We start from the raw sequence: 22,156 nt of genomic DNA on the forward strand, positions 1-22,156 counted from the left end.
ACCATCCCGGTGCGCAACGACCACTCAGGGACTAGTGTGAAATGAATAACTTTTTTAATGATTTGCAGGACAAGATCAACCAGGCATTCGAAAGCTCGCCCGCCAAGGACATCGAACGCAACGTGAAGGCGATGATGACCCAGGGCTTTTCGAAGCTGGACCTGGTGACGCGCGAGGAATTCGACGTGCAGGCCCAGGTGCTGGCGAAGACGCGCGCCAAGCTCGAGGCACTCGAGCTGCGCGTGGCGGAACTGGAAGCAAAACTGGCAGCGGCCGAGACCAAGGTCTGAGCCGGCGGGCGTCTTGCACGCCCATGTGATGGTTGATGCTGTCCGGCGTCCCAGGCGGGCGCCGTCCGGCTCCCGGACTGCCCGTGCCCCACCGCCGGGCACGCATCCGGGACTGCTCGTCAGCGGTGCGGAGGCGCCACCTCGTCCAGGTCGTCGACCCGGTCCGATATCTCGCCGATGACGTGGAACCCGGACGTGAAGTTCCGCCCGCCCACGCCAAACTCGATGCGCACCGTTTCGCCCATGTTTGCCTCCATACGGTGCGTTTTGGTCACCGCGTTGTGATGACCGTTGAACATCCTGCTCGGGCTGCGCGGCCTGGCGCTGTTCCGCCGAAACTCGTTTTCCCCGTCGAGCCGGTCGGGCCGTCCGGGCAGCCGGAGGTTCAATGCGCGCCCGCGCGCACCACCAGCCGCCAGATGCCGTACAGCGCCGCGCCGCCCAGGCTGACGGCAAACACGCTTGCCACCACATAGCCGATGGGATTGTGCAACCCCAGGCTGTCCGCGGCGAACACGAGGGCGCACGCCAGCGCCACCTGCGTGATCCATACGCCGCGCAACGGCCGGAACGCGCCCAGGTCCCCGCGCCGCCACAGGCGCAGCGCCACATAGGCCACGGGCCCGCACAGCAGGCAGAACAAGACCGCGAGGACGAGCAGGGCAAGAATCAGACGGGGCATGGTCGGTGGGATCGATGCCGGCCGGGCGGCCGGGCCCGCTACATTACCAGAGTGCGCGCCTCGTCGAAAAAGTTCGGTGCACGCGACTGTCCCCTCTCAACGGGCGTTTCTGCCGCCTGCCTAAGATGAGGCCTCGTCCAGCGCCGAAGGAATCCGATTGAGCCTCGCCGTCCTACGAAGCCGCGCCCTCGCGGGCATGGAAGCGCCTGCCGTCAGCGTGGAAGTCCACCTGGCCAACGGCTTGCCGGCCATGAACATCGTCGGCCTCGCCGATGCCGAGGTGCGCGAGTCGAAAGACCGCGTGCGCGCGGCGCTGCAGAATTCCGGCTTCGATGTGCCGAGCCGGCGCATTACCATCAACCTCGCGCCGGCCGAACTGCCGAAGGAATCGGGCCGCTTCGATTTGCCGATCGCGCTGGGCATCCTGGCCGCGTCGGACCAGATTCCCGCCGCCGCGCTGGACGGTTACGAATTCGCCGGCGAGCTGTCGCTGTCGGGCGAGCTGCGCCCGGTCCGTGGCGCGCTGGCGATGAGCTTCGCGATGCTGCGCCAGGGTGCCCACGATGGCGGGGCGGGCCGGGCGTTCGTGCTGCCGTGGGCGAACGCCGACGAAGCGGCGCTCGTGGCGGACGCCGCCATCTACCCGGCGCGCTCGCTGCTGGAGGTGTGCGCGCACTTCGCCGCCAAGGCCGACGATGCGCGGCTCGTGCGCTACCGGCCCGCGCCGTCCAACGCGCCGCCCGTGTATCCGGACTTCGCCGACGTCAAGGGCCAGCCGCAGGTCAAGCGCGCGCTCGAGGTCGCGGCCGCGGGCCTGCATTCCGTGCTGTTGATCGGGCCGCCGGGTGCCGGCAAGAGCATGCTGGCGTCGCGCTTTCCCGGCCTGCTGCCACCCATGCGCGAGCAGGAAGCGCTGGAGACGGCCGCGCTGCAGTCGCTGGCCGGCAGCTTCGCCATCGAGCGCTGGCGCCGGCGGCCGTTCCGCAACCCGCACCATACGAGTTCCGGCGTCGCCCTCGTCGGGGGCGGATGTCAATTCCAGCAATTAACGCGACTACACATTTAAAAAACGACTGGCGAAACGGCCATGATGAGTAGTTTTTATAGCAGGGCAATACCTCGAGTGGACAATCAAACCTCCCGATGCAGCAAGCACGTACGGTTATACCGCACGATACTCAGCTACTTGGTTGGCTTCTTGGGAGTAAGCGGTTCCTGAGCGGCGTTGTATCTTTCGATTCGTCAGGCCGGCACAATTCCTTCCGAGTTCAACAACACGGAGCCGGACATGGACAAGCTTCAATCTTACACCTCGAAGGAATCCGCCTGGCGAAGCCGTTTGCTTCGGCATGCACAAAGCGGAAAGAGCATTGCTGCCTTCTGCCGCGACGAATCGGTGTCGACGGCCAGCTTCCATATTTGGCGCGCCAAGCTGGCCGCCGGCAGTGATCACACGGCCAAGGCAACCCAGCCGGCGGCATTCATCGATCTCGGCGCCATCAAGGATACGGGCGGCGTGACTTCGATGGCGCATTCGCCGCCATCGACGCCGGTGTCGTCTCCCGAGATCGACATTCGGATCGATCTCGGCGGCGGCATTGTCCTAGCGATCACGAGGCGCTGATGTTCTTCCCTGAAGGCCAGGTACGCGTGTTCCTGTACGGGCAGCCGGTCAACATGCGTCTGTCGTTCGACGGTCTCTACGCGCTGGCCAAGCACGTCATGCACCAGGACCCGCTGTCTGGAAACCTGTTCGCGTTCATTAACCGCCGGGCGACCCAGATCCGCGTCCTGTACTTCGATCGCAGCGGCCTGTGCGTGTGGGCCAAACGTCTCGAGCAAGGTCGGTTCGTCAGCAATTGGGCCAATGTCGCAAGCCGTGAAATGGACTGGACGGGTCTGAAACTGCTGCTCGAAGGGATCGAACCGAAGCAGGTGCGCAAGCGCTACAAAAAACCTGTCGTCGGCATCCAAAATGCGCCTGTTCCCGCAGCGAAAACTTTATAATATTGGCATGCCTTCCGATCCCCGTTCCGCTCCCGAAACCGCCAGTCCGGCAGTGGGATTGACCGCGCCGGAGATGAGCGCTCTACTCGACGCGAAGGACCGCGAAATCATCCGGCTGCGCCGTCAGGTAGCGTGGTTCCAGCGGCAGATCTTTGGACAGAAGAGCGAGCGTCGGATGCCTGAACCGGACGGTGTCCAAGGCACGCTGGGCGAGGCGTTCGACGTTGTTCCCGATGACGTGGCGCCAGCCAAGGCGACCAGGATCGCGGCGCACGAGCGCGCACCCAAGAACAAAAGCAAGCATCTTATCGATGGCAACGATGACGCGGCCCTGTTCTTTGACGAGTCCAAGGTGCCGGTCGAGGTCATTGCCGTTGTCAATGACGCGGCAGCAGGACTGGATCCGGCGGACTTCGAGGTGATCGGAGAAAAAGTCAGCTATCGGCTGGCACAGCGTCCCGGCAGCTATGTCATCCTGAAGTACGTCCGTCCTGTCATCAAGCTGCGTGTGGAGCAAACCTTGTCGTGCCCGCCTGCGCCGGTGAGCGTGCTGGACGGTTGCCGCGCCGATGTCAGCTTCATCGCGGGCATGATCATCGACAAGTTCGCCTACCACCAGCCCTTGTACCGGCAGCATGTCAAGCTGCAGGATTCCGGTATCAATGTCAGCCGCGCCTGGCTCACCAAGCTGATGCCGGCCGCGGTATCGCTGCTCGAGCCGATCTTCAACGCCCAACTGGAGTCAGTGCGGCGTTCCCGGGTGATCGCGATGGACGAAACACCGATCAAGGCAGGCCGTGCCGGCCCAGGCAAGATGAAGGCGGCGTATTTCTGGCCGGTCGTGGGCGAGCAGGATGAAATATGCTTCCTGTACTATCCCAGCCGCGCGGCGAAGCACGTCGAGACCGCGCTGGGTCTGCAGCGGCCCAATGGCGCCGTCTTGCAGAGCGACGGCTACAGCGCTTATGAACACTACGCGAAGAAGACCGGGATCACGCATGCGCAGTGCTGGGCACACGCACGCCGTAAAATCTTTGACGCCAGGGACATCGAGCCAGCGCAAGCCGATCAGGCACTCCATGCGATCGCCGCTCTGTACAGGGTCGAGCAGCAGATCCGCGACGATGGTCTGATGGGACAAGCCAAGCTCGCACGCCGGCAAACGCAATCGAGACCTGTGCTCGAACGTTTCTTCGCCTGGATCGACGAGCAGTTCGACAAACAAGGATTCCTGCCGAGCAGCCCCTTTCTTGCTGCGCTGGCGTACATCCGTGAGCGGCGGGTCGGCCTGTCGGTCTACCTGGATGACCCGGAGGTATCGATCGACACGAACCACCTCGAGCGCGCCCTGCGCGTGATCCCGATGGGGAAGAAAAACTGGCTGTTCAACTGGACCGAACTGGGCGCGAAGCACGTGGGCATCGTGCAGAGTCTGCTGGCCACCTGCCGGCTGCACGATATCAATCCGTACGACTACTTCGTGGACGTGCTGCAGCGTGTGGGTCAGCATCCTGCGCCACTGGTGCATCAGCTCACGCCACGGATCTGGACGGAGATGTTCGCCCAGAATCCGCTACGGTCGGACCTGCATGACCTTAGCGGGCAGCATGTTCACACCGCCGCGTGATCGCTTACAGCGATGCATCCATTCCAGTAAAGCCAGCCAAATCCTCCCTTACTCGCAGTTTACCCCGGAGCCCTCTTAACAACTCGGCTTGAACGGTCGCCTTTATAAGAATGAAACCTGGATTGCAAGTTCCTTGAACAATGCTTGGTTCGCATTAGTCACTCCACAGGAATTCAGACAAACGCGGAAACGTAGTGTTACCCAGCTTTCATTAGCCCAGCAGTTTATGGCAGCGTAGTACAAAATCCTCGAGGAGCAATCATGTCGAGCATCACCGCACCAGCCTATGACCCGACCACTACTGCCGCCGCAATGGCCCAGAAATTCGTCGCCGGAACCCAGCAACAGATCAACAGCCAGACCGCCGTGGCAAACGCCACGTCGAGTGGATTGTCGGCACTCAGCTCCGCGATCTCGGCCTTTCAGACGAGCCTGAGCTCGCTGACCGGCCTCAACAGTTCAATGCTGGCTCAGGCCGCCGCTTTCTCCGATACCACGATCGGCAGTGCCACCGCGAAGCCGCTGGCCGCCGCCGGCACCTATAGCCTGTTCGTGCAGCAGCTGGCCACGGCAAGTCAGGTCTCGTACAACGGCCTCTCCGACGGCAGGACGCCGGGGGGGACGCTGACGGTGAAACTGTCCAACGAGACCACCGCGACTGCCACGGCATCGTTCAACGTCGACCTGTCGGCCGCGTCCGCCGATACGAATAAGGACGGCGTGCTGAGCATCAGCGAGGTGGCGGCCGCGATCAACCGTGCTTCCGGCAATAACGGTCTGGTCTCGGCCGGCGTGGTGACCATCGGCACCGACACGCGGCTGGTGCTGACCTCGAAGAACACGGGCGCAGCCAATACGGTTTCGCTTGATCCTTCTCTCGTGACCGACGCGACGTTAAAAGCTGGTCTGGGCACCCGTAACATCATGACCGCGGCCCAGGATGCAATCGTCCTGTTCGGCGGCAAGACCGGCACGCCGATACAGCAGGCGTCTAATACTTTTACGAACATCAACGGCGTGACGGCGACCTTCACCCGCGCACAAAGCTCGACCGAGAATCCGGTCACGCTGACGGTGAGCAGCGATACCGCCGGCACGATCAAGAATGTTCAGTCGTTTGTCGACACGTATAACAAGCTCAAGAGTGCGGTCGACGGCCTGGTCTATGCGGGCAATGCGAGCAGCAACAAGGCAGCGGGCGCTTTCGTCAACGATTCAGGGGTCAAGGCACTGCAAAGGCGCCTGGTCGACCTGGTGCGCCCGACCGGCAGCCTGTCGCTGGCCGCTTATGGCATCACCGCGAACCGCGATGGCAGCCTCGCGCTCGACTCGACGCGCCTGACCAAGCAGCTGGCCGTCAATCCGAACGGTCTGGACCAGTTGATCGGCTCGAGCAACATCGGCAGTCCGAGTGGTATCGCGGGCAATTTGAACACATACCTGAATACGTGGAGCAATAGCGCTACTGGTCAAATCCAGCAGCGCACCAATGCTAACACTAAATTGCAGTCCGACCTGACGAAGCGCCAGGCCGATCTGAGCACGCAATATGACACCGCCTATCAGCGTTACCTGAAGCAATTTACTAATCTGCAAGCCCTGCAGTCGACCATGAACAGCAACCTGTCCATGTTCGATGCCATGTTCGGCAGTAAGTCTTGAAGGGGACGCAGCCTCCTGGAACACCGGATAATGCCGACGCAAGTGGCTTCGCCAGGTGTAAGCGGCTAAGCCAGGTATCTTCCCCGAGGTGTAACGTTCCTGCTTGTCCGTGCCCGACTCCATCTTGTTGACATCGGACGGGATTGTGCAGGCCTGCGAAACCGAAAAATATAACGCCGCTCAGGAACCGGTTACTCTTGGGAGGAACAACCGAGGGATCGACGGACTTTCCTGCACGACGACTACGTGCCTCGGCGATCAACTTTTTGGTGAATTCGCGATGACGTCGTATCGCCTCTTCGAGCTCAACTGACGTCATGTACTGCGGAGATTTCTCTTTGGATACCATGCAAAGAGTTTAAATTAGAGTTGCCACTGTTTTTGCCGAATTCGAAGTGAAAATCTACCAGATCGCTCACTGAGGCCTATGCACTGCCCCGTTTTCGCCACTTGCGCACTTTCGATCAATTACGGTGTCAATACCAATGCTTGTAGAAGGGGTATTGCAAATATGCAACGAGCCCGTACTCAACGTCGTAGCCGCTCGACCGGGGAACTGACCACCTGGTGAATAAGGGACGCTTTAACACCCATCGACATAAGGAATACGCGGGCAGCCTGCTGGCCGAACGATCGGCGTATCGCCAAAGCTTTGTATACGATGCGAGCCGTTCGTTCATCTCTTCTGGAATACGCTAGCGGGATCGTCGGGGTCTCGAAATCAAATCTCGAAGCCCGTGCTCGGATTACTGAGGTATCTATACTCATGAATGGGCTCCATCGTTGCGGTTCGATGTCCGTGCTTGCCAAGTCCGCTCCCGCGACTGTTTGCCGGTAACGGATCAGGTAGCGCAACCAAGCTTTCGAACGTGTTGATGATTTCGGGGCGGTTCCAATGTCCGACGCCAGCCGATCGAGCAGGTACTTGCACGGCATCCCGGACGATGGCACACAATAGCCTACTGTCAGATTTACGGCCGCACCGTGCGACACGTCACACAAGTGATGAGCAACGCATTGGGCTTCGCGTCGATTATCCCCTGCACGTGTCGTCGTATGGTTTCTGACGGTTCGGCAGTCCTGCGCCGGATCGCATCCGCATTTGCCGACATCGGTAGAGATCGGAACTACTCATTTCATCAGCCGAAAGCCAAATTGACGCCACTGGACTGGGACCACGTCGTTGGCACAGATCGGTCAGCACTCTGACGACTCTAGCGTCCGGCCTCGACTCTCTGCTATGGGACCTAGAACATCAAGGATCCGTTCGCACGGCAAAGGCTTCACTAACAAGCGTGCAAAACCGGCTCGCACGGCGTCGGATCGAGTGTTTTCCTTACAGAGGCTGACCAGTGCAATTAGGACGACATGCTCAGTATTGGGAAGCGCCCGTATGTACCTAGCCAGTTCGAAGCCGTTGACGTCACTGAGAGTTAGCTCGGATAGAACGACGTCAGCTGCAAATGCCTTGATGCTCGCCAACGCGTCGGCTCCGTTCGCAGCGGCCCTGACATTGCAGCCGACCAACCGAAGCAAGGTCGACATCACGTAGCGCAGATCGTCGTCAGGCTCAACAAAAAGTACTCGTAACCCATTATGAGGCGGCATCGGAGATTGGCAGCGCAAGGGCATGTGGATCCTCATTCTAGCTTGCATCTTGTGCTCATGCGCGATAGAAACATTACTAAACGCAACAAATTCTCAACCTCGACCTCTGAAATCCAAACAGGCCTTATTGTGCACCTAATCTACCTTTGTCCCGTTCCATCCCGTACTGCCCCTCCGTCGAACAATGCGACATCGCGTGGCCTCATCGCAGCCTTGGTACCCCCGACGAACGCACAAATATACAAGATGCGCTTCCAGAAAAAAAACTGCTGAATCTGGACGGATGTAACAATGCCAACACTGTCCTTCTCGACGAGGGAGGTCTTCTTTGTTGTGACGACGAAAGTGCCTACCGCGAAAAGTGGCTGTTTCACTGATCGTGCCCCAAGTTCATTGATCGAGAAGACCGTAAGACAGTATGCACTTCGTTGAGCGGTAACCGTCAAGCTTCCTTGCCTCTACAGCCCTAGCTCGACGGCTTTCGATTGATGACGTGCGTTCGCCGTACAGGTGTGTCAATCGCGTCAAGTCGAGCTGCAGGCTCGAGCGCACAGCCCGGCATAACGTAGTTGGCGCGGTGCCGACAGCCAACTGCGAGACAATCGCCGATATTCCGCAGTGAGCACGAACTTGCAGCCTGCAATTTGTGCCGCCGCTTCGTGGGCCAGCCGCCGGCAATTCCTCTACGGACAGAACTCGCCGAGTAGGCTGACAAGCTTGTCGATATCGACAGGCTTGACCAGATGGATGTCAAAGCCGGCCTCCATGGCTCGTGCCTGATCCTTGGCCAATCCGTAGCCGGTCAATGCAACGAGCCGCACTCCCCGGGTGGCAGGACTCTGCCGAAGACGCCGCGCGACTTCGTAGCCATCGATATCAGGTAAGCCAATGTCGACAATGGCCACGTCCGGCCGGCAGCTGTTGGCAATGTCAATTCCACTCGCACCACCGGCGGCCTGATAAACGAGGTTTCCGTGCGCGTCCAGGGCCATGGCAAGCATCTCCCGACCGTCGTCGTTATCATCAACCACGAGCACGGTGCCCCGACGTTGAGGAAGGCCGACCTTACGTTGCGGCAGACCTGTTTCGACAGGTTGAACACGGTGCAAACGAACGGTAAACGTACTACCTAGACCGGGCCCAGCACTACGAACGTCAACGGTTCCGCCATGCAGGTCGGCCAGGCGCCGCACCAGCGACAAGCCGATGCCGAGCCCGCCCCGCGCGCGGTCGAGCGAACTAGGTTCCTGTACAAAGAGATCAAAGATCGTTGGCAACAGATCCGCACCAATGCCGATTCCGTTGTCAGATACCGTCAACGCACCTTCGCCCCGCTCACTTGTTACTGCCACGTGGATTTTCCCGCCGGGTGGCGTGTACTTGATCGCGTTATCTATCAGATTCGATGCGATCTGCTCCAGACGAGTCGGATCGCCATCCACCCAGCATGGCGCCAAATCCCGCGTTAGCCGATGGGCTTCCAGGCGCCCAGCAGCCATGAAAGTCTCGATGCAAGTTGCTACCACTTCAGCGAGATCAAGCGGACGTCGCGCCAGCACGATCTTGCCCGACATCGCACGCGTAAGGTCGAGCAGATCGTCGACAATGGAACTCAATTGCCGGGTCTGCCTGTCAATGATGCCCTGGGCACGACGCTTAAGCTCGGCGGTAATGGCGGGCATGCCGAGCAAGGACGCCGCGCTGCCAATTGCCGAGAGAGGGTTGCGCAGCTCATGGCCAAGCATGGCCAGGAACTCATCCTTGGCATGGTTCGCCCGCTCGGCCGCTTGACGCTCCGCGATTTCGCGCTGCAGATGCTCGTTCGTTTCCATGAGCGCGTGGGTGCGCAAGCTAAGCATTGCCGCCTGCTGTTGTAGCTCCTCGTTTTTTCGCCTCAGCGTGATGAACACCGAAACCTTGGCACGCAAGATCTGAGGTATGACGGGCGTGAACAAAAAATCGGCTGCACCCTGCTGATATGCCTTTAGACGATCGATCTCATCGGCTTGGTAGGCCGTGATAAAAATGATGGGCACGTCGGCCGAGCGTGGATGTTGACGGATCGCGTCTGCCGTCTCGAACCCACTCATGCCAGGCATATTTACGTCAAGAAGGATGACAGCAAAGTCGTGCATGAGCACCTGACGCAGGGCTTCGTATCCCGAGGACACACCCACGAGTTCGTAACCCAGTTCTTCGGTCCAAGCGTCGAGCAAACTGGTCAAGGCCAACAGACTTGCAGTGTCATCATTAACGACGAGAACCTTGGCTCGCGCGGATGTTTGCACTCTACCTCCTTGACGTATGCATGAGCGAGCCGGTGAGCATAACAATATCCAGAGTAAATTCTGTTTATATTAAGGAAATTATTTTCTTTTAATCATATTCCGTAACAACTTTTACATCATATGACCTATAAATGTTGTTTCTGCGTCTTTTAAGCCATGACGTTTACAGTGGAAGTCCAAAGCTGGGGAAGGTCCATCGAACCCTTGCATTGATGTTAAGTAATTAACTCCGCGTTTTTGGATCTGCCGGTAGACTTCGTCTGTGCATCAATGACTAATGCAACATGCGAAATTTTGTTGCACATATGAAAACTTTCATGATGACCATTGCAAAAGACGCGAGTTTTCACCGGCTCGGCGTGATCAGCTCACTCATCGTTACGATCTTGCTCATCATTCTTAGCGGTGTGCTCGGCTATATCAATTCGGTCGCGCAAGAACGTACGGCCGGCGTCGTGATACGAACGCACAATGTATTGGACACACTTGTTCAGATCGAAACGACGATGATCGACGCCGAGACGGGGCAGCGCGGGTACTTGTTGAGCGGCGACAAGGAATTCCTGGAGCCATATTATTCGGCCGTTGGCCACGGATCAGTACCATTCATCCGGCGGCCCCCGATCGCCGAGTTGCTCAGGTCGATCCGTATGTCGATTTCGCGTAACAGCACAGAGAAGGTGCTCCTGGACCGCGTGGACGTACTTGTACGGGACAAATTGGACGAGCTACAAAAGACCATCTCGTTACATGATGAAGGCAAGGCCGAGCAGGCATTGGCGATCGTTCGGGAGGGCCGGGGTAAGCGGCTCATGGATGCTCTTCGGATGACGGTTTCGAATTTGCGCGCCGAAGAACGTCGCCAACTCGAACAGAGCGAGATTGCGCGTAACCGCGCCGCACGCCACGCTCACGTTTCCGCTATCGTTGCCTGCGGTGTTTCCCTGTTGGCGATTGGCATCCTTGTTGCCACTGTTCGACGGCGCGACCAGGATCTGACACAGGAGAAAGAGCGTTTTGAAATGCTGGCCGACCACATCAGCCAGCATGCCTGGACGCTCGACGCGAATGGCCATTTTGAGTGGTTCAACTTGCGGTGGAAGGAATATACCGGTCTGACTGGCGACGATCTCGACGGGCAATGGCGCACGGTATCCGATCATCCGGCACATCGCGACCGGATCCAGCAGGGCCTGCGTCATGCTGTCGAGGCCGGCGAGGCCTGGCAAGACATTTTCCCCCTTCGTGCACGGGAGGGCACTTGGCATTGGTTCCTCGTGTGCGCGGTGCCGATCCGGGACAAGGAAGGTAACGTCAAGCGGTGGTTTGGTACCTGTACAAACATCGACGATCGCTGGCAGCTCGAACAAGAGCTGAAGGACGGCAATCGCCGGCGGGACGAATTCATTGCGACCTTGGCGCATGAGCTGCGTAACCCCCTCGCCCCCGTCCAGGCTGGCTTGGAACTCATGCGCATCAATCCTTCGTTTCCAGCACAGCTGAACAACACACGCGAGATCATGGCCCGCCAGCTGAAGCATCTCGTGCGCCTGATCGACGACTTGCTGGATGTTTCGCGAATCACCACCGGCAAGCTGCAGTTGGTACGGCAAACGATCCTGGTGCGCACCGTCGTCGACAACGCTATGGACGTGAGCCGGCTGCATATTGAAGCGTCAGGTCATACGCTTGACGTGTGTATGCCAGCCGAGCCTTTGATGGTGAACGCGGATCCTGTCCGCCTGGCCCAAGTCCTCAGTAATCTCTTGAACAATGCTGCCAAGTACACTCCCGACGGCGGGCTGATTCAATTGGTGGTCCAGCGCGACACGAACGAAGTATCGATATGCGTCATCGATAACGGCATCGGCATCGATCCGGGCGTGCTGCCGGATATCTTTGATCTGTTTTCTCAGGCGCCAGCAGGTAGCGAGCGCCGCCAGGGAGGCATAGGCATCGGTCTGTCGATCGCACGCAAGCTTGTCGAGATGCATGGCGGCGCGCTGATTGCGAAGAGCGCCGGCCTGGGGCATGGCAGCTGCTTTATCGTTCGCTTGCCGCTCGTACATATTGACGTGCCGGTCACGGTTCCTCAGGTATCGGCGCCAAGCCCTGCTTCAGAGGCGTCGGGGCGGCGTATTTTGATCCTTGACGATAACGTCGACGCGGCCGACACATTAGGAGCATTGCTAAGTCTCCTGGGCCATACGGTCGAAATTGCGCATACAGGCCGCGACGCTGTGACGCTCGCACGGCGATTTTTGCCCCAGGTCGCCTTTCTGGACATCGGGCTGCCCGACATCAGCGGCTACGATGTAGCGCGACAACTGCGCAAGGAGCCCGAATTACAAGGCATCCATCTGATCGCCCTCACCGGCTGGGGTGCCGCTGAGGACCGAGCCAATAGTGCCGACGCCGGATTCGATCTCCACCTGACGAAGCCAGTATCGCTGGATGCCCTTAAAGAAGCGTTTCCAGACGTGTTCAGCTCGCCGAACGAAAATACGGAAGCAGATCATTGATCAAGTCTGTGCTGTCGGATAAACCGTCGCCTGGTCATTGCTCTTTGCTACTTCTCTGCCATGGAGGCAAGCTAAGTAAGTACTCACCCAAAATCTACGGTGAATTCCGTGCCGAAACGCTATAGTTGCAGATATTAAATTTAAGAAAACAGGGCCGCAGTCATCACTTATCAAATTCACTTTGAATAACTTCCGGCAAAGGGGCATCGAAGTCGTCAGCGATTTTGATTGTGCCTTTCATTGCACCAGGTTCACGAATCGAATGTTGACCGGCGATGCTTCCAAACTCTCTCCCAACTGGGGGAGCCTCCAGCCAAGCTAGGTCGTCGGCAGTGAGTTTCAAACGAAAAGACATACTGGCACGCTGGGCCTGTAGCTGCTTTTTTCGAGTCCGGTTCTTCATGGTTCTTACCTTCGCGCGAGGGCCGCGAGCACATCGGCATGAGTAGCCATCACGCGGCGGGCAGCGTCAAGCACACGCCGGCGGCCTCCCACGCCGGCCAGGTCGAGTGGCACTGGCCGCACGGGCTTGCGGTTCAGATTAATTTGCATACGGCAGCGGGCTTCGAAGTTCATTTGCTGATGATAGCCCACTCTATCATCCAGCTAGCGTTCACGCCGGAGATAGCAGGAGATGAAGCGATGAAACTGCTGGAACTGTAGAAAGACGGACGACGGACGCCACGGGAGATGGGGATTTTTCACGCACCCGCGTACGCGGATGCGGGAGCAGGGAATATTGCGGTTGAGCCAGGGGCTGACTTTACAGCAGACTTGCGGACGAGTTCATGGTGCATTTGAATAGCGTCGAACAGTGGCGGCAGCGCTGGAACAAGTTCGGGCTGGCCTGACTGTACGAAGGGCGTCACACCGGCTACCAAAGAAATGGACGTTCGAGCAGCGGCAAGCTTTGGGCGAGTTGGCGCAGCCCGAAGGCGGGACGGTGGTCGCGCTACTGCGCCACATCGGGCAACAGAAGGAACGCGCACCGATCAGTGAGAACACATATCGTGCGCTGTGTTTCGATCGCGCAAATTATTATCCAAACACCTAATGTTCCGGAATCGGGTCTATGACGCAGAACGCTTGGTTCGGGGGGGCCAATGCGGCATCGGCAGGTCCAGTTCGTTAGCGTAGAAGTGTGTTGTTGTGCCCTTGAGAACCAAGCTTCAAGGTGGAACACGAAGCGGCAACCAGCAGCGCTGTTACATCATGTTGCACTCATGACGCCATGCAAGGGTTGCAATCCAAGGGCATGCACTCGATTTATCCTGTATATCCATGGCTGGATATGTTTGCCGCCGGGTGCCCTAGGGTGACGGCGGCATTTTTATTGGCGTAGAGGAATTCGACTGTCGTACTTACAGGTGGGTTGAATTCCTGCTTTGAGTACCACATATGCATGTGACATGAACGCAGTTTTGTGCGAACTGCGCCGCAGTTGTAACGACTTCGTGTTTATGAACGCTATCAATCTTGACGTGGCACGGCATCTGGTCGTCTCTGGCGCCGTAAGCGCGGCAGCCATCGAATGTGTGAATGGTCACAAGTGGGCCATCACATTTGTTGGGAAAGTCAAATATATCCTGAAGAGTGAACGGCAGAGTCCGCGGCTGTACGGGACGCTCGAAACAGCGATAGCGGAAATCAAGGAACTTGGCCTCACGCGCTGCGAGATCCACTTCGGGCGTTGGACCGGAAAACGAAACCGCCTCCGGACGGAGGAAATTATGAGCGACGCAGCACCGATACCGTGAGGCCATCAGTGACGATACTGAATCACATCTCGTTTGAAGAGCGGTTGAATCTGGTTGCGCGGCAGGCTAAATCTCTTATCCTGATTACGCTGACGCCCACCGGCACAGTCGTCGACTGGAGTGCCGGCGCGCAGGCGATGTTCGGCTGGGCCGCGCCGGAAATCGTCGGCAAGCCAATTGCCGCCATCTTTTCAAAGGAGGACGTCGCGGATGGAATACCTGCAAAGGAGTTGGAGCAAGCAAAGGTAAATGGGGCGGCGCCCGACACGCGCTGGCTCGTCAGGAAGGACGGGTCGAAGGTTTTTGTCGATGGCGAGGTAACGGCCTTGCGACTTCCGGACGGAACCTTCATCGGTTTCGTCAAGACGTTGCGCGATGCGACAGCGATCCTGCACTTCCAGCAGAGCGACGCAACCCTGCGCGCCATTATCAACGCAACGCCGCACATGGTTTGGTCCGCGGACAGCGAAGGCCGCGGCGATTACTTCAACGAACGGATGCTGGAGTTCACAGGCCTGCCCATCGAGTCGTTGGTCGGCCATGGCTGGACGAGTGCCGTGCATCCCGATGACAGGAGCGCCGTTCGGTACGCATGGGAAAACGCGAAGAGAGCCTGGACCCGGCTATCAGTTGACATGCGCTTTCTCCACCACTCGGGGGAATATCGATGGGTGCTTTGCCGTGGTGAGCCGGTTTTCGACCAGGCGAGCGGCGAGCTCGTCCGTTGGATGGGCACGAACACCGATATCCATGAACAGAAGGTGTCGAACGAAGCCTTGCGCGATGCTCGACATCGTCTGGACGCGGCGCTCAGCGCAGGCAATATCGGAACGTGGAACTGGGACCCCACCGCGAACGTCTTGTACGCTGACGAACACATGCGGCGCTTGTTCGGGATAAAGGCGGAGGAAGAAAACGGCGTATCTCCCAAGCTCTTTTTCGCAGCAATTCATCCTAGTGATGTAGGCTTCGTTCGTGCCAGCGTCAAAGAAGCGCTTGCTACGGGCGGCACGTTTTCCGCGACCTTTCGGATCTTCTTGCCGAGCGGCGCAATTCGCCACGTGCATGCTCGGGGTAAGGTGGAGTTCGCCGATAACGGCACGCCACTCTGCATGCCTGGGGGCGTGATCGACGTGACCGAGCTGAGGACATCCCAGGAAGAGCTGCGCGTGCGTGAGGAACGCTATCGCACCCTGCTCAATTCCATCGATGAGGGGGTTGCAATTGTCGAGGCCGACTTAGATGCGCAGGGCAGAAGCCTAGGACACCGTGTGATGGAAACCAATCCGGCGATGTCGGCCATCACCGGCATGTCCAGCTTCTGCGGAAGATCATTCGCTGACGTCGTTCAGGATAGCCCGTTCGATTGGAATGAAGTGCTCACGCAAGTGTTGCATACCGGAGAGACGGTGCAGCACACGGCCGAGATCGAACAAGGACAGCGCTGGATCGACATTTCGGTGTCCCGGATTGGCGGCGGTGGTGCAACCCAGGCTGCGATCCTCCTGCGAGATATCACCGAACGCACGCGGCGCGAAGCCGAGTTGCGGCTTCGCGATGAGCGATACCGCGCGCTCTTTGACTCGATGGCAGAAGGCTTCGCCGTCATCGAGCTCGAATTCGATGAAGCCGGTCAACCGGTCGATTACCGATTCCTTGAAGTCAACCCGGCGCTCAAACGTCTGACCGGGTTGCGCAACGTGACCGGAAAGACTTTGCGGGAGGTCGTGGATAAGCCAAATCTCGATTGGGTGGGCCAGTATGCCGAAGCGCTTCGCACCGGGGAACCCGTGCGCATTACTGATTATTCATCCGCGCTCGGCGCATGGTTCGATATCTCGGTGGTCCGCCTCGGCGGCGTCGGAAGCCGTCAGCTTGCTCTGCTGTTCGACGACGTTACCGATCGGAGGAAGAATGACGAAGCCTTGCGTCAGCTCGCTGCCGACCTTGCACAGGCAAACCTGAGACAGCACGAATTCCTCGCTACGCTGGCCCATGAGTTGCGCAATCCCCTGGCGCCCATCCGGGCCAGCCTCGACGTCATGCGCATGGCGCCCGCCGGGAGCGCGACAACGACCAGGGCACGCGACATCATGGTTCGACAAGTCGATCACCTTGTGCACCTGGTCGACGATTTGCTGGACCTGGCAAGGGTTACGTCTGGGAAGATCGAATTGAAGAAGGCGCCCGTGCAACTGGACGATATCCTCGCCCTGGCAATCGAGGCAACGGCGCCGATGATCAACGAAAAACATCATCGATTTGTTCGGGAAATTAAAAAAACACCGCTATGTATCGATGCCGACAAAAATCGTATGGTCCAGGTGGTCAGTAACCTGCTGACCAATGCGGTGAAGTACACCCCGGACCATGGGATCATCTCCTTGTCGGCGGGCCGAGACGGCGATAACGCCGTCATCAAGGTAGCGGACAACGGCATCGGTATTCCAGCGTCGGCCCAACCCTACCTGTTCGACATGTTCAGTCAAGTCCATACCGGCAGCGAACTGGCGCACGGCGGTCTCGGAATTGGTCTCAATCTCGTCAAGCGGCTTATGGAGAAGCATGGGGGATCGATCCACGTGTGCAGTGCCGGCGAGGGGAAAGGCTCGGAATTTACGTTGCGCCTCCCTTTGATCGAATGCCCCGCCGGCCAAATTACCCAGAACACTTCTGCCGTCCCCGATGCTGCATGTTGTCAACGCGCGCTACGTATCCTGGTTGTCGACGACAATGTCGATGCCGCTGACATGCTGGGACAAGTGCTGCAGGTCGACGGGCATGAAGTCGATCTGGCTTACGACGCGCAGAACGCATTGGTCAAGGCCAAACAGATCAACCCAGACCTTGCCGTGCTCGACATTGGCATGCACGGGATGGACGGATTGGACCTGGCGCGGGCCATACGCAGCGATGCTGGCCTCGCGCACATCAAGCTCATTGCCGTTACTGGATGGGGAACAGAACAGGACCGGGAAAATACACGCAAAGCCGGGTTTGATGCACACTTGACCAAGCCGGTTGAGATCGATGCATTGAGAGCACGCATTGCCGAGCTATGTACTCGTCCATGATTTTGCGTGACGAGACGGCGAATGCGCTAACCCGCCCTGAGCTCCTACGAGAGCGCTTCTACGCAGGCGTACACGCGTACGCGGTGTCCGTATCCCGGCCACCATGCCCCAGGCGGATGCCCATCTGAGGGCGCGGTCTGTCTCCGCCCCCAATGGCCGGGCCGCTGCTGCTCGTTGAAGCGCTACCGACATACGCTTCATTGCATACAGCCGCTTTCCTATCAATGTAAATCTCGCCATTTCCTGATGGTCGAGGAGTATGCCAAATCTGACTGTGCGCCGGCTAACGCAAGCGTCAGGAGGACAATGGCGACGAGGACGCACCGAGCCAACTCAAAAGTCACTTGATGTACAGCGATTCACTGTGTCGGAATCGACAGCAGCCTAAACATGACAACCAACTTTTATGCGTGTACGTTTGCTCCTCGCGAAGTGCGTTCAAAAAATTCCTACACGTAAACTTGCGACTGAAGTACAGTACGGTTGTTAATGTTGCCATGCGACAATCATGCAGAGTACGCAAGCGAAATTTAGTTTTCCGCAAGACGATCAGTTCTGGGCAGTCAAATACATCGACCAGTTCAACTTGGCTCACGCCAGGACACGCACTGCATCGGTACAGGTCATGTTGCAGCGCCTTCCAATAAGCGCCAAGAATGAACTCTCAAGACTCTCTCCTGACGCCACAAAGCAGCTGCTGGGAACCCGCCCTCGCGGGCCGAAGCCTGAGTTCGATTTCGTCTCGATACTTGCAGGGCAACTGCCGGCAATTCGTATCGGTGACGTTTTTCATAACCGTGAAAAGGTAGGCGAGCTTCCAAGCATAGTGCGCAGGTTGACGCTCGGGACCGGTGAAACAGACTCGACGGAAGTACGGGCAGGTGAAACCATAGAAGCCGTGCCTGGATGGGCGCCAAGCCTTCCATATCGCATTCTTAATGCCTTTGAATACTCAGGCGTGACCGACCATTTCCAACCGAATGTGCGCTTTAGCCGAAGCCGCCTGGTGTTCTTCAAACGGTTTCGCAAGGAAGGAGGAAGTGACACCTACGTCCTGCCGCGCATGACGATCTTCAAAACGTTTTACGCAATGCACAATCTGCTCGCCAATGCTTTCTGTTCCGGCCCGTGGTCAAAAGAGGTTGAGAAGGTCGTTTCCTTCAACGAAACCTACGGTGGCTTACAGACTGGGATTGCCGATGGAGGCCGACAGTGGAACATTGTCCTGCAGACTCTTATACCCGACGAGTACGCGGGCCTAATCGCTGTGCTCCATTTCGATGACTATGCCCGGGCTCGTGCCGAATCCATCTTTGCGAAAGCGCTCCAAGACCGCGGCGCAAATCCAAGAGCACCTTGGTTCGCCAGTGCCGAGATCCCCTTACAGGCAAAAACCGGCAAACTCGACCTCGCCGTCAAATGCTTGGAACTTCGCGGCTGGACCGAAAAAACGGCGGACAACCGCCAGCTGGCGCATCAGAAATTTCTCATCACCGACATATGTGGATCCACTTGGCCATCCCATTACCCCATCATCGGCCATTCCCGTACTAACGCTGGAGACGGTGGAGCACAATCAAACCCTGTTGCATTTCCCAAGCCTTACGGGGGGACTCCCCCATCCAAGGAGGCTAATGAGGATACGGTCGTGCGCTCCGATCTCGATGGCCACTCAGGCAGCTCGACCACAACGGTCAAAGGCAACCAGTGGAGTTGGCTAGACGCGGGCCCCCAATATCGGCGACTGGAAAAGGAGCAAAGCCAGCGGTATCAGGGCGGGTTGCCGGGCATCGACAACGATGGAACCGACGTGTCGGCGGGTGCACACACCTTCGAAAAAGACGCTTTGCCCAAGGCCGAGGTGAAAACCGTCGTGCGGGCGCCAAACGCGTGCTTCGATCACATGTACCAAGCCTTGTGCGCACTCGCACAACGCCAGGTGATCGCGGACCTCACTGTCATCCCGGCGCGGCGGCCAGAACAGCGTTCCGAGCGAAGTGGCTACATGTGTTGGACGTTCATCGACGACGAATCCCTTCGCAGAAAGCTCAAGCCATATGGCGGTTTTAGAACCATCTACGACATTCCCCATGACCGCCGTAGCGCCCATTGGCGTACTGCCTTGGCCTTACGCTTCGAATACCGCGGCCGGCTCCACCATTGGGTCGAAATAGAACGTAATCGTAGCAACTCGTTCAGGTCATTATTGCTGACCATCGACAACCAATTAGACGCCAATGACGTGATCGAGGCCGTACTCAATGTCATCGCAGAGGCGCGAGGTGTTGGAATCGACAAAGCAGCCCGGGCAATATTCCAGCATGTACAGATGGGCATATTTGCTTATACTCATTTCTACAATAATGACGGTACGCTCAGGGAAGATCTACTTGAGAGTTTCCTCAAGCGCAGCGTAACGCTCTGATTCGGCACCTTTCGATGAAAGCGATCTGATGAAGCACAGTTTTGGTGGTCCATGGACTCAAATCAAGCTGGACCTCCTCGGCCGGTACTTGGCTGCGTTCAACCTGGCTCTACAGAACAGCCCTTCCGCGAGCCGCCCCTTCACGCGCGTCTACATCGACGCGTTTGCCGGCACTGGTGAATGCGAGATCAAGACGGATGAACAAACGGTCGAGACAATTGCTGGCTCAGCGAAAATCGCACTCGAAACTGCTCCGGCCTTCGACCAGGTACATTTGATTGACCTGAACCGGGCACACGCTGACGAGTTGACCAAGCTGGCGGCGGGATATGGCGATCGTGTCCGGGTGCACAATGACGATGCGAATGTTGCCATCAACAAGTTACTTGGCACACTCAACTGGAATCGCTGCCGTGGGGTCCTATTCCTTGACCCATATGGCATGACGGTCCCCTGGGCGACCCTTGAGAAAATAGCGGCGACCAAGGCGATCGACGTCTGGTATCTGTTCCCCTTGAGCGGCGTCTATCGACAGGCTGCGCATAACTTCGACAAGATCGACCAATCCAAGTCAGACTCGCTCGACGATGTACTAGGTACTCCAACGTGGCGCGATCACTTCTACAAGTCGGACGGCCAGACAGGCTTGCTCGGTGAGCAGGAAAGCAAGAAGCGGGTTTCGACGCCTGAAGACATCACGACATTTGTGCAAGCGCGATTGGCTGGCGTCTTCACTGGTTGGGTGAGCGAGCCGCTGTACCTGCGGTCGGCTACAGGAGCGCCCTTGTTTGCGCTGTTTTGCTGTATCTCAAACCCGGCGCCGAAGGCGGTTGGCCTTGCCAAGAAAATTGCGTCGCACATCCTTGGGAAATTCGGAACTGTGCCGAAACGAAAACTGGCAAAACCGAGTGCGCCGGACCAAAATTTCTCGCTATTCGACCCGAACTAGAGGGAAAATAACGGCCGCTGTGGCGGCGGAATAATGCGGTCAGTCGGCTTGATCTGTCGGGCGGAGCGTCGATGTTCTCCACCTGGACCCACAACAGCCGCAGCGCCGTGTGCGATCAACTGCGAAAGCGCATCCTGATAGATTTCCGATGTCGCTGGCGACTCGTTGCACGTGGAAACGTAGAGCGACTCGTAAGTCAAGCCATCGTCGTGCGCATAGATGATTTTCGGGATCTGTTCCATAAGCGCGCCGACACTCTTCTCACGAGCCGGCATGTCGAATTCGAACCCCAGCAGGCCTTGTCCCAAGTGATCATGATCGAACCGCGGGTCATAACCGAGCATGTTGAACATGTCGAGGCCTGCGCCAGCGTAGTGAATGAAATGATTGTGGTTCTGCCAGTGAACGGTCGTCATCACATCGCGCGCTTTATGGTGCTGCGACAGGTGGATGAGCCAATAGTCACCATGGCCGTGCTTGTTGCGAATGAAGAACGGGGTGAAATGCTTCGCGCCGCAACTACGGACGAGCGACTGGTACAGAGTCGACTGGATGAAAAGCCTCCAGTCACGGTCGGACTGCTTGATGTCTCGGATCGACTTGCCCGCCAGTAGCGCGGGCATGCCGAGCTTGCTCAGCCCGTTGGCCAGGACAGTTTCATTCGCGAAGTTCAGTAAAGAGTCGACGCCGAACGTAAGGATCACCTCGGCCCCAGGCAGGGTATCCAGAATTTCGCGAATGATCGTCGTCGGTACCGCGTTGTAGCCGAACTGGTCGAGCACAAAGATCGACCGACCGTTGCGCGGGCTTTTCTTTGCAATGAACTGGATGATCGGCCTGGCTTGGTCGAGGAAGTTCGCATGCCTGACGAAGATGTCGTCTTCCAGCCGTCCACTATGACCTTCCTCGTCGAGCACCTTCAGGAGGTGCTGGTATGCTTCTTTTCTCGCTTCGATAAAGAAGTACGACAGGTCAAAGCGTACTGGATGGGTTCGTTCACGATTAACCTGGAACTCCGCCTCCCTCGCGACGTCCAAGAGGATGAGTGGCGAGCCACGCACGGGTACCCGCGTATCCTCATGAAAGTATCTTCCGCCGCCAGCAAACCCGTCCACCAGAGTGAGCTTGAACTCATCCCGGCGCCCACCCATTAGCACCTTGAAGTACTCGGACAGATAGGCTTGCAAAATGCGGTGCTTTGCGATGCTGTGCTGTGCGATCGCCTCAAGTCCATGCTTCCAGGTGTACTGACTGAGCATAGGATT

The 22,156-nt window shown here is 58.0% G+C and carries 17 protein-coding genes and 1 pseudogene; 12 read left to right on the plus strand and 6 right to left on the minus strand.

Translation table 11 applies throughout. From position 1 onward, the window contains the following. Positions 1-41: 41 nt before the first annotated feature. Positions 42-290, plus strand: coding sequence for an accessory factor UbiK family protein (locus tag HAV22_RS24040; protein ID WP_166862555.1), 249 nt, complete (start codon positions 42-44; stop codon positions 288-290). Positions 291-409: 119 nt separating this feature from the next. Here the strand turns inward: HAV22_RS24040 and HAV22_RS31570 are convergent, their stop codons facing one another. Next, positions 410-535: a cupredoxin domain-containing protein gene (locus HAV22_RS31570; RefSeq protein ID WP_267874845.1), complete on the minus strand. Its 126-nt coding sequence runs from the start codon at positions 533-535 to the stop codon at positions 410-412. 140 nt (positions 536-675) lie between these two features. Further along, positions 676-972 carry a hypothetical protein gene (locus tag HAV22_RS24050; RefSeq protein WP_166862557.1) on the minus strand — a complete coding sequence of 99 codons (297 nt, stop codon included), beginning with the start codon at positions 970-972 and terminating at the stop codon, positions 676-678. Between the two features lie 157 nt (positions 973-1,129). Here HAV22_RS24050 and HAV22_RS24055 point away from each other — a divergent pair. The 5 genes and pseudogenes from HAV22_RS24055 to fliD form a co-directional block, all read left to right on the plus strand. After that, a pseudogene (locus HAV22_RS24055) lies at positions 1,130-2,002 on the plus strand (YifB family Mg chelatase-like AAA ATPase); the annotation flags it as partial. A 258-nt stretch (positions 2,003-2,260) separates the two neighbouring features. Continuing rightward, positions 2,261-2,596 carry an IS66 family insertion sequence element accessory protein TnpA gene (tnpA, locus tag HAV22_RS24060; RefSeq protein ID WP_166862561.1) on the plus strand — a complete coding sequence of 112 codons (336 nt, stop codon included), beginning with the start codon at positions 2,261-2,263 and terminating at the stop codon, positions 2,594-2,596. Continuing rightward, positions 2,596-2,979 (plus strand): IS66 family insertion sequence element accessory protein TnpB, encoded by a 384-nt coding sequence (gene tnpB / locus HAV22_RS24065; RefSeq protein WP_166862563.1) that lies wholly within the window; start codon positions 2,596-2,598, stop codon positions 2,977-2,979. The genes tnpA and tnpB overlap by 1 nt, the downstream gene beginning before the upstream one ends. 7 nt (positions 2,980-2,986) lie before the next feature. After that, complete coding sequence (gene tnpC, locus HAV22_RS24070; protein WP_208296348.1) at positions 2,987-4,606, plus strand: IS66 family transposase; 1,620 nt, start codon at positions 2,987-2,989, stop codon at positions 4,604-4,606. Positions 4,607-4,867: 261 nt separating this feature from the next. Beyond that, positions 4,868-6,268: a flagellar filament capping protein FliD gene (gene fliD, locus HAV22_RS24075; RefSeq protein WP_208296349.1), complete on the plus strand. Its 1,401-nt coding sequence runs from the start codon at positions 4,868-4,870 to the stop codon at positions 6,266-6,268. 1,197 nt (positions 6,269-7,465) lie between these two features. Here fliD and HAV22_RS31855 read toward each other — a convergent pair. Beyond that, positions 7,466-7,924 carry a response regulator gene (locus HAV22_RS31855; RefSeq protein WP_371869724.1) on the minus strand — a complete coding sequence of 153 codons (459 nt, stop codon included), beginning with the start codon at positions 7,922-7,924 and terminating at the stop codon, positions 7,466-7,468. Positions 7,925-8,559: 635 nt separating this feature from the next. Then, positions 8,560-10,164 (minus strand): response regulator, encoded by a 1,605-nt coding sequence (locus HAV22_RS24085; protein WP_166862567.1) that lies wholly within the window; start codon positions 10,162-10,164, stop codon positions 8,560-8,562. A 317-nt stretch (positions 10,165-10,481) separates the two neighbouring features. Between HAV22_RS24085 and HAV22_RS24090 the strand changes: the two genes are divergently transcribed. After that, a complete protein-coding gene (locus HAV22_RS24090; RefSeq protein ID WP_166862569.1) occupies positions 10,482-12,686 on the plus strand; it encodes a hybrid sensor histidine kinase/response regulator in 2,205 nt (734 codons plus the stop codon). Positions 12,687-12,849: 163 nt separating this feature from the next. Here HAV22_RS24090 and HAV22_RS24095 read toward each other — a convergent pair whose 3' ends face one another. After that, positions 12,850-13,089 (minus strand): hypothetical protein, encoded by a 240-nt coding sequence (locus HAV22_RS24095; RefSeq protein ID WP_166862571.1) that lies wholly within the window; start codon positions 13,087-13,089, stop codon positions 12,850-12,852. A gap of 38 nt (positions 13,090-13,127) precedes the next feature. On the opposite strand from HAV22_RS24095, the gene HAV22_RS24100 reads away from it, so the two are divergent. From HAV22_RS24100 to tcmP, 5 genes are all read left to right on the plus strand, one after another. Then, positions 13,128-13,349 (plus strand): hypothetical protein, encoded by a 222-nt coding sequence (locus tag HAV22_RS24100; RefSeq protein ID WP_166862573.1) that lies wholly within the window; start codon positions 13,128-13,130, stop codon positions 13,347-13,349. A 746-nt stretch (positions 13,350-14,095) separates the two neighbouring features. Continuing rightward, a complete protein-coding gene (locus tag HAV22_RS24105) occupies positions 14,096-14,443 on the plus strand; it encodes a hypothetical protein (protein WP_166862574.1) in 348 nt (115 codons plus the stop codon). An 8-nt stretch (positions 14,444-14,451) separates the two neighbouring features. Next, on the plus strand, positions 14,452-17,517 hold the full coding sequence (locus HAV22_RS24110) for a hybrid sensor histidine kinase/response regulator (protein WP_166862576.1): 3,066 nt from the start codon (positions 14,452-14,454) through the stop codon (positions 17,515-17,517). Positions 17,518-18,025: 508 nt separating this feature from the next. Continuing rightward, positions 18,026-19,942: a hypothetical protein gene (locus tag HAV22_RS24115; protein ID WP_166862578.1), complete on the plus strand. Its 1,917-nt coding sequence runs from the start codon at positions 18,026-18,028 to the stop codon at positions 19,940-19,942. 28 nt (positions 19,943-19,970) lie between these two features. After that, positions 19,971-20,891 (plus strand): three-Cys-motif partner protein TcmP, encoded by a 921-nt coding sequence (gene tcmP / locus HAV22_RS24120; RefSeq protein ID WP_166862580.1) that lies wholly within the window; start codon positions 19,971-19,973, stop codon positions 20,889-20,891. Here the strand turns inward: tcmP and HAV22_RS24125 are convergent. Next, positions 20,888-22,150, minus strand: a complete 1,263-nt coding sequence (locus tag HAV22_RS24125; protein WP_166862582.1) for a three-Cys-motif partner protein TcmP — start codon at positions 22,148-22,150, stop codon at positions 20,888-20,890. The genes tcmP and HAV22_RS24125 overlap by 4 nt on opposite strands. Positions 22,151-22,156 lie beyond the last annotated feature (6 nt).

It is taken from the genome of Telluria antibiotica (assembly GCF_011682055.1).
Classification (GTDB): Bacteria; Pseudomonadota; Gammaproteobacteria; order Burkholderiales; family Burkholderiaceae_D; genus Telluria; species Telluria antibiotica.

Coding starts and splice junctions, on each gene's coding strand:
- HAV22_RS24040 (WP_166862555.1), top strand. CDS start 42: ATGAATAACTTTTTTAATGATTTGCAGGACAAGATCAACCAGGCATTC.
- HAV22_RS31570 (WP_267874845.1), bottom strand. CDS start 535: ATGGGCGAAACGGTGCGCATCGAGTTTGGCGTGGGCGGGCGGAACTTC.
- HAV22_RS24050 (WP_166862557.1), bottom strand. CDS start 972: ATGCCCCGTCTGATTCTTGCCCTGCTCGTCCTCGCGGTCTTGTTCTGC.
- tnpA (WP_166862561.1), top strand. CDS start 2,261: ATGGACAAGCTTCAATCTTACACCTCGAAGGAATCCGCCTGGCGAAGC.
- tnpB (WP_166862563.1), top strand. CDS start 2,596: ATGTTCTTCCCTGAAGGCCAGGTACGCGTGTTCCTGTACGGGCAGCCG.
- tnpC (WP_208296348.1), top strand. CDS start 2,987: ATGCCTTCCGATCCCCGTTCCGCTCCCGAAACCGCCAGTCCGGCAGTG.
- fliD (WP_208296349.1), top strand. CDS start 4,868: ATGTCGAGCATCACCGCACCAGCCTATGACCCGACCACTACTGCCGCC.
- HAV22_RS31855 (WP_371869724.1), bottom strand. CDS start 7,924: ATGCAAGCTAGAATGAGGATCCACATGCCCTTGCGCTGCCAATCTCCG.
- HAV22_RS24090 (WP_166862569.1), top strand. CDS start 10,482: ATGATGACCATTGCAAAAGACGCGAGTTTTCACCGGCTCGGCGTGATC.
- HAV22_RS24095 (WP_166862571.1), bottom strand. CDS start 13,089: ATGAAGAACCGGACTCGAAAAAAGCAGCTACAGGCCCAGCGTGCCAGT.
- HAV22_RS24100 (WP_166862573.1), top strand. CDS start 13,128: ATGAGTAGCCATCACGCGGCGGGCAGCGTCAAGCACACGCCGGCGGCC.
- HAV22_RS24105 (WP_166862574.1), top strand. CDS start 14,096: ATGAACGCAGTTTTGTGCGAACTGCGCCGCAGTTGTAACGACTTCGTG.
- HAV22_RS24115 (WP_166862578.1), top strand. CDS start 18,026: ATGCAGAGTACGCAAGCGAAATTTAGTTTTCCGCAAGACGATCAGTTC.
- tcmP (WP_166862580.1), top strand. CDS start 19,971: ATGAAGCACAGTTTTGGTGGTCCATGGACTCAAATCAAGCTGGACCTC.
- HAV22_RS24125 (WP_166862582.1), bottom strand. CDS start 22,150: ATGCTCAGTCAGTACACCTGGAAGCATGGACTTGAGGCGATCGCACAG.